General features: G+C 67.7%; 10 protein-coding genes. 4 read left to right on the forward strand and 6 right to left on the reverse strand.

Annotated features, from left to right (window positions below; all coding sequences use genetic code 11):
- Window positions 1-79: 79 nt before the first annotated feature.
- The 4 genes from G5A07_RS06725 to G5A07_RS06740 form a co-directional block, all read right to left on the reverse strand.
- A complete protein-coding gene (locus G5A07_RS06725) occupies window positions 80-1,459 on the reverse strand; it encodes a sensor histidine kinase (RefSeq protein WP_010483178.1) in 1,380 nt (459 codons plus the stop codon).
- Complete coding sequence (locus tag G5A07_RS06730) at window positions 1,456-2,139, reverse strand: response regulator (protein ID WP_019337583.1); 684 nt, start codon at window positions 2,137-2,139, stop codon at window positions 1,456-1,458. Before G5A07_RS06730 ends, G5A07_RS06725 begins: the two co-directional genes overlap by 4 nt.
- 134 nt (window positions 2,140-2,273) lie before the next feature.
- Window positions 2,274-3,401 carry a metallophosphoesterase gene (locus G5A07_RS06735; RefSeq protein WP_191863059.1) on the reverse strand — a complete coding sequence of 376 codons (1,128 nt, stop codon included), beginning with the start codon at window positions 3,399-3,401 and terminating at the stop codon, window positions 2,274-2,276.
- A gap of 73 nt (window positions 3,402-3,474) precedes the next feature.
- Window positions 3,475-3,924 (reverse strand): helix-turn-helix domain-containing protein, encoded by a 450-nt coding sequence (locus G5A07_RS06740; protein WP_010483172.1) that lies wholly within the window; start codon window positions 3,922-3,924, stop codon window positions 3,475-3,477.
- 78 nt (window positions 3,925-4,002) lie between these two features.
- Between G5A07_RS06740 and G5A07_RS06745 the strand changes: the two genes are divergently transcribed.
- Window positions 4,003-5,217 carry an MFS transporter gene (locus G5A07_RS06745; protein ID WP_010483170.1) on the forward strand — a complete coding sequence of 405 codons (1,215 nt, stop codon included), beginning with the start codon at window positions 4,003-4,005 and terminating at the stop codon, window positions 5,215-5,217.
- Between the two features lie 107 nt (window positions 5,218-5,324).
- Here G5A07_RS06745 and G5A07_RS06750 read toward each other — a convergent pair whose 3' ends face one another.
- A complete protein-coding gene (locus G5A07_RS06750) occupies window positions 5,325-6,740 on the reverse strand; it encodes a GGDEF domain-containing protein (RefSeq protein ID WP_049455643.1) in 1,416 nt (471 codons plus the stop codon).
- A gap of 286 nt (window positions 6,741-7,026) precedes the next feature.
- On the opposite strand from G5A07_RS06750, the gene G5A07_RS06755 reads away from it, so the two are divergent.
- Together G5A07_RS06755 and G5A07_RS06760 are read left to right on the forward strand one after the other, a co-directional pair.
- Window positions 7,027-9,276, forward strand: a complete 2,250-nt coding sequence (locus tag G5A07_RS06755) for a TonB-dependent siderophore receptor (protein WP_191863060.1) — start codon at window positions 7,027-7,029, stop codon at window positions 9,274-9,276.
- 142 nt (window positions 9,277-9,418) lie between these two features.
- Window positions 9,419-10,399, forward strand: a complete 981-nt coding sequence (locus G5A07_RS06760) for a cation diffusion facilitator family transporter (RefSeq protein ID WP_010483164.1) — start codon at window positions 9,419-9,421, stop codon at window positions 10,397-10,399.
- 38 nt (window positions 10,400-10,437) lie between these two features.
- Here the strand turns inward: G5A07_RS06760 and nfi are convergent, their stop codons facing one another.
- Window positions 10,438-11,112: a deoxyribonuclease V gene (gene nfi, locus G5A07_RS06765; RefSeq protein ID WP_049433890.1), complete on the reverse strand. Its 675-nt coding sequence runs from the start codon at window positions 11,110-11,112 to the stop codon at window positions 10,438-10,440.
- 94 nt (window positions 11,113-11,206) lie between these two features.
- Here nfi and gpmA point away from each other — a divergent pair, with 94 nt between their 5' ends.
- Window positions 11,207-11,956, forward strand: a complete 750-nt coding sequence (gene gpmA, locus G5A07_RS06770) for a 2,3-diphosphoglycerate-dependent phosphoglycerate mutase (RefSeq protein ID WP_004150217.1) — start codon at window positions 11,207-11,209, stop codon at window positions 11,954-11,956.
- The last annotated feature ends 74 nt before the right edge of the window (window positions 11,957-12,030 follow it).

Raw genomic sequence — 12,030 nt, forward strand, 5'->3', positions numbered from 1 at the left:
CTGGCGGCTCCGGGACGGCAGTGGGGATGGCAGGATCGCAAGCGCGATTTTCGCCAGCCTTTCAGCGCCCCGGGCCGGGTCAGGGCGCCTTCAGCAGCGGCAGCGTGATGGCGACCTTCAATCCGCCACCGGGGCGGTTCAGGAAGCTCAGGCGGCCGCCGAAGTGCTCCACCGCCTCATGCGCGATGGCCAGGCCGAGGCCGGTGCCGCTGGCAGCGGTGCCCGGCGCCCGGAAGAAGCGCTCGCCCAGCCGTGGCATCACGTCGTCGGGCACGCCGGGACCGTTGTCTTCCACATACAGTTCGACATCATTGTCGTCCAGCGCATGCACGCCCACCGTGACCGTCGCATTGCGGCCGGCATAACGAAGGGCGTTGTCGATCAGGTTGTCCAGCGCCTCCTGCAGCATGGCGCCGTTGCCGAGTACACGCAGCGGATGGGGGCTGCCGCGGTAGCCCAGATCGATGCCATCACGGATTGCTTCCGGTACCCGCATGCCGACCCACTGCGGTACCAGAACGCCCAGATCCAATGCCTCGACCGTTTCCGGCACGGTCTGTGCCCGGCTCAGCGCCAGCAGCTGGGTGCTGACCCGTGCCGTGCGCTGGTTGAGCCGGCGGATGTGCTGCAGTGCCTCGCGCACCGTGTCCGGGTCGCCGTGCGCCAGCGCCTGGTCCACGTGCAGTGCCATGCCCGCCAATGGGGAGCGCAGCTGGTGCGCGGCATCAGCGATGAAGCGGTTCTGCAGGGTGATCATTTCCGCCTGGCGCGCGAACAGATCGTCGATGGTGCTGATCAGCGGCTGGATCTCTTCCGGTACGTCGGCATCGGAGATCGGCGCCAGTTCGCCGCGGCGCTGCGCCAGGCGGGTCCTCAGCGGGGTCAGGATGCGCAGGCCGTACGTCACGCCGAACCAGACCAGCGCCGCGGTACCCAGCGCCAGCATGGTCATCAGCGGGATGATGATCATCAGGATCTCGCGCGCACGCTGCCGGCGGTCGGCCATGCTCTCGGCCACGGTCACCGCCAGCTGGTCCTGCGGATCGTTCATCGCCTGCGTGCAGACGGTGGCCATGCGCACCTGCTGGCCATTGAGGTTGCCGTCGTACAGCGCCGGATGCACGCCGGTGCAGTCCTGCGAAGGGGCATACGGGCTGAAGTCTGCATTGCCGCTGAGCGTACCCATGCGGCTGCTGTCGACGTTGAAATAGCGATGGCCGTCGGGGTCGTACTCGATCAGGAAGCGCGCCTGCGGAGACAGGTCGCTGGTCACCGGCATGGTGCTCAGCATCTGTGCGAACGAATGCGTGTCGTCGATCAGGTTGCGGTCGTGGATGCGGTTGGAATAGTCCAGCGCAACGTAATAGGCCAGAATCGTGTTGAAGGTGAGCAGGCCCAGCATCGGCAACGCCAGGAAGGCGAGCAGGCGCCGGCGCAGGCTGGGCGGTCCACTGATCACGGGGTGCCGTCGTCCTGCGCGTCTTCCAGCATGTAGCCCAGCCCGCGCACGGTGCGGATGCCCATGCCGCCGGGCTGCAACTTCCGGCGCAGGCGGTGCAGGGCGATGTCCAGGCCGTTGTCGGTGAGGTCCTGGCCCCAGTCGCACAGCGCTTCCACCAGTTGCGCGCGCGACACGATGCGCTCGGCGCGTACCGCCAGTGCCGACAGCAGGCCGAACTCGCGCGCGGTCAGTTCCAGCGACTGGTCGTCGATCCACACCCGATGCCCGGCCAGGTCGATGCGCAGGCGGCCGATGCGCAGGTCCGGGTTGCCATTGCTGGTGACCCGGCGCAGCTGCGCACGCACGCGCGCTTCGAATTCGTCCAGTGCGAACGGCTTGACCAGGTAGTCGTCGGCGCCGAGGTCGAGCACGCGCACGCGCTCGGCCAGGCCATCGCGGGCGGTCACCACCAGCACCGCCAGGCCATCGCCGCGCTGGCGCAGACGTTGCAGAACGTCGCGGCCATCCAGCTGCGGCAGGCCCAGGTCCAGCACCAGCAGCGCGTACTGGGTCGAGCCCAGCGCGGCGTCGGCGTGCGCGCCGTTGTCGACGTGGTCGACCACATGGCCCTGCCGGCGCAGCGAGGCGCACAGGCCGGAGGCGATATCCGGGTCGTCTTCAGCAATCAGAACGCGCATGCGCGGGGCTCCTGTAACGGTCTGGCCCGCCGGATGGACGGGGGTGGGCCTCTCTCGGCTGCCGAGGGTAGCCGCAAACCGGGTGAAGGTGGAGCGGGCCGCCACCGCCCGGTGCCGTCGCGCTGTCCCTCCATTCAGTCCTGCAGGCCCGGCTCACCCAGCGCCAGCGGCACCCGCGAGCCATCCAGCAGGCCACGGCTGAGCCTGCCATCCTCGATGAACAGCAGTTCGCCGTTCTCGCCGTTCTTGATGCTGCTGTCGATCGCAATCACGCGGTCGCCATGGAAGCTGCTGACGTGCGGCATCGAGGTATGGCCGACCACGATGCGCGTGAGCTGCAGGCGGTCGAGTACGGCCTGCACCCCTGCGGTGTCCAGTCGCCCATCGAAGTAGCCGCGGTACCAGATCGGGCTGGTCTTGCCGTCATACAGCGGTGCGGTGGCCGGGTCGGCCTTCACTTCGGCCTTGGGCAGGCCGAGCGAGGCCTGGTAGGCCGCATTGGTGCGCGCCGGGTCCAGCGCCAGCTGTACTGCTTCGGGCGAAATTCCGCCGTGCAGGAACAGGGTGTCGCCGATCTTCAGCAGCACCGGGCGGGTGCGCAGCCACTGGCCGATCACCGAGTCGGCGCCATACAGCTGCGGGTAGCTGCGCCCCAGCAGCTGGGCACTGCGCAGGTACTTCGGGTTGACGTAGCGCAGGTCGTCGTACAGCACCATGGTCTCGTGGTTGCCAAGCACGAAGTGCACCGCGCCACCGGCGGCAGCCGCCTGTTGCTGCAGGCCGTAAAGCAGCCAGAACGCTTCGGTCACCTGTGGGCCACGGTCGAACACATCGCCGGCGATGACCAGGGTGTCCTTGCCCAGCGCCCAGCTGTCCTGTGCGTCGATCACCTTATTGGCGCGCAGCAGGCGCACCAGCAGCCCGTACTGGCCGTGGATGTCGGACAGCGCAACGATGCGCGGCACGGCCGGCAACACGGAGATCGAAGGTGCATTGGGTGCAGCCACGTGCACGCTGTGTTCGTAGCCGCAACGCGGTGCGATGTCGGTGCCTGAGGCCTGCGTGGCAAGCGTGTGCGACTCGACCTTGTCGTCGCAGATCCATCTGGCCTGCAGCTGGTTGCCCTGGCGGAACACATAGGGGCCATCGGCCTGCACGTGGTCGGCGGGCGCGGCAACCTCGCGGGCCTGCGTGGTTGCTGTGACGCAGGCCAGCAGGGGTAACAGCAGGGCGGTCAGCAGGGAAGGGCGATCGCGCGACATCGGGGGCATCCAGCGGCGGAAAAAACCGATGCTAACCGGCGCGGGCGTTCGTCGGTGTGCGCGAATGGGCGGGTCAGGTGTCGCGCCCGTCGTCCTTGAGTTTGCGTACGCGGGTGGCGGCGGGCTGAAGCGGCTGGCCGTCGCGCCCGCGCGGCTGCATGTAGGGCAGCGGCCGCCGCGTCGCCAATTCGATCAGCTGTGAATGGGCTTCCCCCATACCGAAGCGATGGCGCTCTCCCCACTGGCGCAGCGCGACCAGCAGCGGGAACAGTTCCTGGCCGGCGGCGGTGAGCACGTACTCCTGGTAGACCGATCCATCGGAGGCCGGCCGCAGCTGCAGGATGCCGGCCTCGACCAGCCGGCGCAGGCGGTCGCTGAGGATGTTGCGCGCCGCGCCGAGGCTGCGCTGGAAATCACCGAAGCGGGTGATGCCGTCGAACGCGTCGCGGATCACCAGCAATGCCCAGCGGTCACCGAGCAGGTCGGCACTGCGGGCTACAGGACAGGGACTGTCGGCGTGCATGCTGGGTACCTCCGAATGTGGTTGCAGTTTAAAACCAATGACGATAGCCTGCATCTGGTTTCAAATTGCAACTACAAGATGAGTGCCGCATCTCTTCCCCGCCCGTTGCTGGTCCTGCTTGCGGTTGCCGCCGGCGCCAGCGTTGCCAATGTCTACTACGCGCAACCGCTGCTGGATCAGCTTGCACGCGCCTTTGCACTGGACCGGGCCGTGGCCGGCGCGGTGCTGGCTGCCACCCAGGCCGGCAGCGTGCTGGCGTTGCTTGGCCTGCTGCCGCTGGCGGACCGCGGTGACCGGCGACGCCTGCTGCGGCTGCAGCTGATCGCACTGGTGCTGGCCCTGTTGTGGCTGGCGGCGTCGCGCACGGCGAGCTGGCTGTTGTCTGGCATGCTGCTGGCCGGATTGCTGGGCACGGCGCTGACCCAGGGCCTGATCGCCTACACCGCCACGCTGGCACCGCCCGAGCAGCGCGGTCGCATGGTTGGCGTGGTGCAGGGCGGAGTGTTCATCGGCCTGCTGCTGGCGCGCGTGGTGTCGGGTACGGTGGCGGCGGCCTTTGGCTGGCAGAGGGTCTACCTGCTGTCCGCGGTGGTGATGGCGGCATTGGCGGCGCTGCTGTGGCAACGCTTGCCCGCAGTACCGGTGCCGTCGGTCCCTCCACGCTGGCATGAGCTGCTGGGCTCGATGCTGGGCATGCTGTGCCGGAATCGAATGCTGCGCGAGCGTGGCCCGCTGGCGTTGCTGTTGTTTGCCGGCCTCAACGTATTCTGGGCGGCGGCGCCCTTGCCGCTGTCGGCACCGCCGCTGCACTGGTCGACCGCAGCCATCGGCGCGCTCGGCCTGGCCGGCGTGGTCGGTGCGTTGATGGCGGCGCGGGTCGGGCACTGGATGGACTGCGGTTTCGCACATCGGGTCAGCCTCGGCGCGCTGCTGTTGATGCTGGTCGCGTGGTGGCCGCTGCTGGGCCTGCCGCAATCGCTGTCCTTGCTGTTGGGTGTGGTCGTGCTCGACCTGGGCGGCCAGGCACTACATGTTTCGAACCAGGCATTGCTGCTGCGTGCACCGGCAGAACAGCATGGGCGCCTGGTGGCTTTGTACATGCTGTTCTATGCGGTGGGCAGTGGTGCAGGAGCGGCGGCGGGGCCCTGGATGCAGGTGCGGCATGGCTGGCCTGCCGTGTGCCTGCTGGGGGCAGGCATCGCGTTGCTGGCGCTGCTGTGGTGGGCAGCATGGCGGGTGGTGGCGGTGAAAGCAGCGGCTGGCGCTGGTGTCGGTGGCGTCGGCTGTCGGTAGCGTCGACCGTTGGTCAACTGCTCTTGCCGCGGAGCGCGAAAAGCCCGCGCTGCGCGTGATAGTCGACTGGCAGTCGACTCTACACATGGGTTGCCTGCCGCGCAGCGTTACCGCTGCAGCGCGCGCCGCCCGGGGGCCTCCTGCAATGCCTCGCTGGCCACCACCACGCGGTTGCGGCCGCTGCGCTTGGCCTCGTACATCGCGGCGTCGGCACGTGCCATCAGCCGCTCGTAATCCGGATGACCATCGTGACCGGCCACGCCGATGCTGGCGCTCAGTTCCAGCACCTGGCCATTGGCCAGCGCTACCGGCGACTGTGCGATCTGCCGGCGCAGGCTCTCGGCGATCACGGTCGCCTGCGATTCGCTGGCGGCCACCAGCACCACCACGAATTCTTCGCCGCCATAGCGGAACAGGTAGTCGCTGCCACGCGTGAGCTGGCCGAGCAGGCCGGCCACATGCTGCAACGCGCGGTCGCCGGCATCGTGGCCATGGCCGTCGTTGATTGCCTTGAAATGATCCAGGTCGAGCAGCAGCAGCGAGAACGGTGTGCGGTTGCGCGTGGCCAGGTCGATTTCCCGGCGCAGCACGGTGGGCAGGAAGCGGCGGTTGAGCAGATTGGTCAGGGCATCGCTGCCGGCATCCAGTTCGCCGATGCGCTCGAACAGCAGTGTCATCAGGGTGCGGATGGCGGCCAGGTCCTCGCGTATGGCCGGCAGCACCGCCAGTCGCTGTGCCGGGGCATCGCCGCTGGCCCGCTGCAGGTGGCCGTCAATGCGGGCCATCAACTGGCCCACCTGCTGCGTTTCGCTGCTTTCGCCGAAGCTGGGGATGCCCTTGTGGGTGAACCACAGGCCGAACTCCGAGGTGGCCAGGCTGGCGTTGTCGCTGGCCTGCACATGACCGGCGAGTGCGTAGAGCAGGGCGTTCTCCCAGTCCAGCAGCAGTGCGCGCTGGCGCTCGCGTTCGGTGCCGACGTTCTGCACCAGCGAGAACAGCCGGTACGCAGCATCGGCACGGGTGGAGCGCTCGCGTGCATGGGTGTAGGCCAGGGTCATGCCTTCCATGGCGATATCCATGATCGCGCTGAGGCAGTCGATGGCGGCGAACGCGGTGGCGCTGTCGGGCGCGTCGTCGCGCAGGCGCACGAACAGTTCGTGCTTGAGCACGCGCGCGCCGCGGGTGACCAGATCGACCGGAATGCCGACCCGGGCATGCACATCGCCGATCACGCGCTGTGAGGCAACGGTGCTGGCAATACCGTCGGCATCGGTGGTCAGCAGCTGCACCAGCCAGCGTTGCATGGCTGGCTGCAGGCGCTGCTTGACCTGGTCATGGGACAGGAAGCGGCGTGCACGCCCGTCCTGCAACAGTACTTCGTAGAAGCGTTGGGCCAGCGCCGGCGGGGCATCGGCGGCGGCGGCGTGCAGCAGCGCGGTGGCGGCAGGGCCGGCCTGTTGCAGGCAGTGCTGCCAGGCCTCGGCCAGCGGCTGGCTGGCATCGTCCAGTTGGGGTGGTTCCACGTCGATCTCTGACTGCGTACGGCAAACCACGGGTATCGGCCGCGGTGGCGTACGGTTGATGGCAGGTTGGCCGGCCAGTTTACGCGCGATGCAGGGTTGCACGGTGCGCAAAGCACAACGGTGCCGCTGCGGCAATGAGTGAACGCATTTGAGAATCACTCGCATTGATGGGAGAATACGCGCACGGATCGGGCCGCAGGCGACTGCAGCGACGCTCCGCCTCCCCCTCGTCGTTGCCTCAAGCCCTTTGCCAGAGGCCCCGTTGCCCTGCCAGAAGGTCCAGATCATGTCTCCTGCCGTTGTCCTTTCGCCGCGCCCGCTGGCGCTTGCCGTTGTCGCCCTGCTGGCGGGCAGCGCCCTGACCGCCAAGGCTGAAACCGACGCCACCGATATCGACACGGTGCATGTCACCGCCTCGCAGATTGCCCGCCAGGCGTTGGGCACTTCGACCATCACCGCTGAGGACATCGCCAGGCGCCCGCCGGCCAACGACATCGCCGAACTGCTGCGCACCATGCCGGGCGTCAACCTGACCGGCAACAGTGCCTCGGGCCAGTACGGCAACAACCGCCAGATCGACCTGCGTGGCATGGGCCCGGAAAACACCCTGATCCTGGTCGATGGCAAGCGCATCGGTGCCCGCGATGCAGTACGCATGGGCCGCAGCGGCGAGCGCAATACCCGTGGCGATACCAACTGGGTGCCGGCGGAGATGATCGAGCGCATCGAAGTGCTGCGCGGCCCGGCGGCGGCACGCTATGGCTCCGGTGCGTCCGGCGGCGTGGTCAACATCATCACCAAGCGCCCGACCGGCGACCTGACCGGTGCGGTCGACCTGTACGGGCTGGTGCCCGAGCACAGCGCCGAAGGTGGCAGCGAGCGTGTCGGCCTGCAGCTGAGTGGGCCGATGACCGACACCCTGTCGTTCCGCCTGTACGGCAATCTCAACAAGACCGACGCCGACTCGCTGGACCTCAACCGCCAGTACGCCACCAATCCGAACGCAGTGCCGCCGGCTGGCCGCGAGGGCGTCAAGAACCGCGATGTCAACGCGCTGCTGCGCTGGGACGTGACCGCCAACCAGGTGGTCGAGTTCGAGGCCGGCACCAGCCGCCAGGGCAACATCTATGCGGGTGACCGCGCGGTCAGCACCACCGGCACTTCGACCGGCATCGATCTGGCCGCCCTGGCCGAGGACAAGGCGGAAACCAACCGCATGTACCGCAACACCGGCGCGATCACCCATCGCGGCCGCTGGGGTGATGTGACCTCGCGGGTAACGGCGGCAGTGGAGGCGGTGAACAACTCGCGCATCAACGAAGGCCTGGCCGGTGGCCCGGAGGGCAGCTTCAACGGCACCGACTGGTCGACCTCGCGCCTGCGCAACTACCAACTGGACGGCGAAGTGAGCTTCCCGACCACGCTGGGCGGCGCCGAGAACATCTGGACGCTGGGCTTTGAATACCTGGACAGCCGCCTGACCGACCCGTACTCGATGAGCCAGTCCAGCAGCAGCGGCGGCGGCATTCCGGGGCTGTCGGCCGATCGCGCGCGCGGCAAGTCCGATGCGCAGACCACCGCCGTATTCGTCGAAGACAACATCTACCTGGGTGAGCGCTGGATCGTCACCCCGGGCCTGCGCTTCGATCACCACAGCCAGTTCGGCAACAACACCAGCCCCAGCCTCAATGCGCAGTTCCGCATCAACAGCGACTGGGTGGTGAAGGGGGGTATCGCCCGTGCATTCAAGGCACCGAACCTGTACCAGTCGAATCCGGACTATCTGTATTACACCCGTGGCAATGGCTGCCCGAATGCACTGCCGAGCCTGGGCGCCGGCTGCTACATGCGCGGCAACGCGGACCTGAAGGCGGAAACCAGCCTGAACAAGGAACTGGGCATCGAGTGGGCACCGCAGAGCGGCTGGCAGGCGTCGTTGACCTACTTCCACAACGACTACAAGGACAAGATCCAGGCCGGCTACACCCAGATCGGGCTGACTGCCGACACCAGGGGCCGCATCTTCCGCTGGGAGAACGCACCCAAGGCGATCGTGCAGGGGCTGGAAGGCAACCTGGTGATCCCGCTGCTGGGCGAGCAGGGCAACCGCCTGAAGTGGAGCAACAACTTCACCTACATGGTGGAGAACGAGAACAAGAGCACCGGCCAGCCGCTGTCGGTGATTCCGAAGTACACGATCAACACGATGCTGGACTGGCAGGCCACCGACAAGCTGTCGCTGCTGCTGACCGGCACGTTCTATGGCAAGCAGAAGCCGGCTACCACCAACATCAACAATGATCCGCGCTGCACCGGCACCTGCGACCCGTCGATCGCACTGCAGGATCGCGGTGCGTACAACATCTGGGGCGTGAGCGCGCGCTACAAGGTGACCGAGACGGTCAGCTTCGGCTTTGGCGTCAACAACCTGGCCGACAAGCGCCTGTTCCGCGAGGCCAACAGCAGCGATGCCGGTGCGGCGACCTACAACGAGCCGGGTCGCGCGTACTGGGCCAGCCTGCGCTTCGGGTTCTGACCCCAGGCCGGCGTCGTTCCACGGGGCTCGCCAGGCATGCCTGGCGGCTCCGGACCGGTACGCCTGCAATGTTATAAACATCGTAATAGTCTCCCCCGCCAGCACGGCGTAGCCTGCACCGCATCGCAAAGGAGCTGTTGCCATGGGCCACGACCACGATCACCTGCCATCCGAGATCCGCCACGAGAAACCCTTGTGGTGGGCGCTCGGCCTGACCTCCACCTTCCTCGTCGTCGAGGTGGTGGGCGCGTTCTGGACCAACAGCCTGGCGCTGCTGTCCGACGCGGCGCACATGGCCACCGATGCGCTGGCGCTGATGATCGCGCTGGTCGCGGTACGGCTGAGCCGTCGCCCGCCCGACGCGCGCCGCACCTACGGCTATGCGCGCCTGGAAGCGCTGGGCGCGATGATCAACGGTGCGATGCTGTTCGTGGTCGCCGGGTACATCCTGTGGGAGGCCATTGGGCGTTTCCGCGAGCCGCAGGAGATTGCCTCGTCGGGCATGCTGGTGATCGCCGCGGCGGGCCTGGTCATCAACCTGATCTCGATGCGCCTGCTGCAGGCCGGCAGCGGCGAGAGCCTCAACGTGAAGGGCGCCTACCTGGAAGTGTGGGCGGACATGCTTGGCTCGGTGGCGGTGATTGCTGGTGCGCTGTTGATCAAGTGGACCGGCTGGAAGCCGATCGATCCCATCCTGGCGGTGCTGATCGGCCTGTGGGTGCTGCCGCGCACCTATGTGTTGATGCGTGAGGCGATCAACGTGCTGCTGGAAGGCGTGCCCAAGGGCATGGACGTGGCCAGGGTACGTGACAGCCTGTCCGGCCACGCTGCGGTACTGGATGTGCATGACCTGCACGTGTGGGCGCTTGCTTCCAGCACCCCAGCGCTCACCGCGCACATCGTGATGCGCGACGGCACCGATGCCGATGCGCTGCGCCGTGAACTGGGCGGGCGCCTGCACGATGACTTCGGCATCGAGCACGTGACACTGCAGATCGAAGCGGACCACTGCGGCGAAGCCTGTGGTGAGCCGGTGCCGGCCAAGGGCGGCGAGCACGAGGGCCATGAGGGCCATGACCACGGCGAGGACGCGCAGGGCCATCGCGGTCACGTGCATCGCTGATCGAAGGTGACGCGCGTGCCGGGCGATGCCCGCCGCAGCTATTCGTCCCGTCGCGAGGCCAGCCGATCCGCCAGCCGGGTCGGCTCCGGCAGCCGGTAACCGCGCAGGGTGCGCTGCACCCAGGCCAGCGCGGTATCGGCACTGACCCGATGGCCGCCGGCCACGAACAGCGGCTTGCAGCGCACCTTGCTGCGCAGCACCCAGCCCAGTTGTTCATCGCCATCCAACAGCGGCGTATGTGCACCGGCCTCGGCGCCCGGCTCGACGAACCGGCCCACCAGCTTCGACTTGGCCACGCCGATGCTCGGCAGGTCGGTGACCACGCCCAGATGCGCGGCCACGCCCAGCCGGCGCGGATGGCTGATGCCGTGGCCATCGACGAACACCAGATCCGGCGCCTGCGGCAGCAGCGCCAGTGCCGCCAGCAGCGCCGGCAGCTCGCGGAAACTGAGTAGGCCGGGGATGTAGGGCATCACCGTAGGAATCCGCGCGATCTCCTGCGCCACGGGCTGCAGCGTCTTCGCATCCAGCAGCACCGCCGCGGCGCGGGTGATGGCGCCGTTGTCTTCAAAGCCGACATCCAGCCCGGCCAGCCAGCGCATGTCGCGGGGCAAGCGGTCCTGGCGCTCCACGCGGCCGGCAAGCTGGATCTGCTGCGCGCGGGCAGTGGCGACGCTGCCTTCCCAGCGTCCGGGGTCGATCACCGTATTCATTGGCCGCAGCATCGCATGCGCGGCGCCACGGCCCGGTGAGTGGCGCCCGGGGCTACAATGGCGGCCTGCCTTTCCTCGCGTTGGAGACCCTGCAGTGACCCGTAAACTCGTACTGTTGCGCCATGGCCAGAGCCAGTGGAACCTGGACAACCGCTTCACCGGCTGGGTCGATGTCGACCTGACCGAGCAGGGGCGCCGGGAAGCGGCTGCCGCCGGTCGCCTGATGCGCGAGGAAGGCCTGCAGTTCGACGTCGCCCACACTTCCGTGCTCAAGCGCGCCATCCACACCCTGCAGGGTGCGCTGGCCGAGCTGGAGCAGGACTGGCTGCCGGTGAACAAGTCCTGGCGGCTCAACGAGCGCCACTACGGCGGCCTGCAGGGCCTGGACAAGGCAGAGACCGCTGCCAAGCACGGCGAAGACCAGGTCAAGGTGTGGCGTCGTTCGTACGACATCCCGCCGCCGGCCATGGACCTGGAAGATCCGGGCCACCCGATCCACGACCGCCGCTACGCCGGCCTGGACCGCAACGCGCTGCCGGGCACCGAATCGCTGGCCACGACCCTGGACCGCGTGCTGCCGTACTGGCATGACGCCATCGCGCCGCAGCTGAAGGACGGCAAGACCGTGCTGGTCACCGCCCACGGCAACTCGCTGCGCGCGCTGTACAAGTACCTCAACAATGTCTCGCGCGAGGAAATCCTCGAGCTGAACATCCCGACCGGCATTCCGCTGCTGTTCGAACTGAACGACGATCTGACGGTGAAGTCGTTCCGCTACCTGGGCGACCCGGAAGCGGCGCGCAAGGCCGCCGAAGCCGTGGCCAACCAGGGCAAGGCGAAGTAAGGCAGAAGGCCGGCGCAAGCCGGCCTTCGCTTTTTGTAGAGTCGAGATCCTATGTTCGTGGTCAAGCCTGCTGG

Origin of the sequence: Stenotrophomonas sp. AS012628 (genome assembly GCF_010608305.1) — a bacterium.
In the GTDB taxonomy this organism is placed as follows: Bacteria; Pseudomonadota; Gammaproteobacteria; order Xanthomonadales; family Xanthomonadaceae; genus Stenotrophomonas; species Stenotrophomonas geniculata.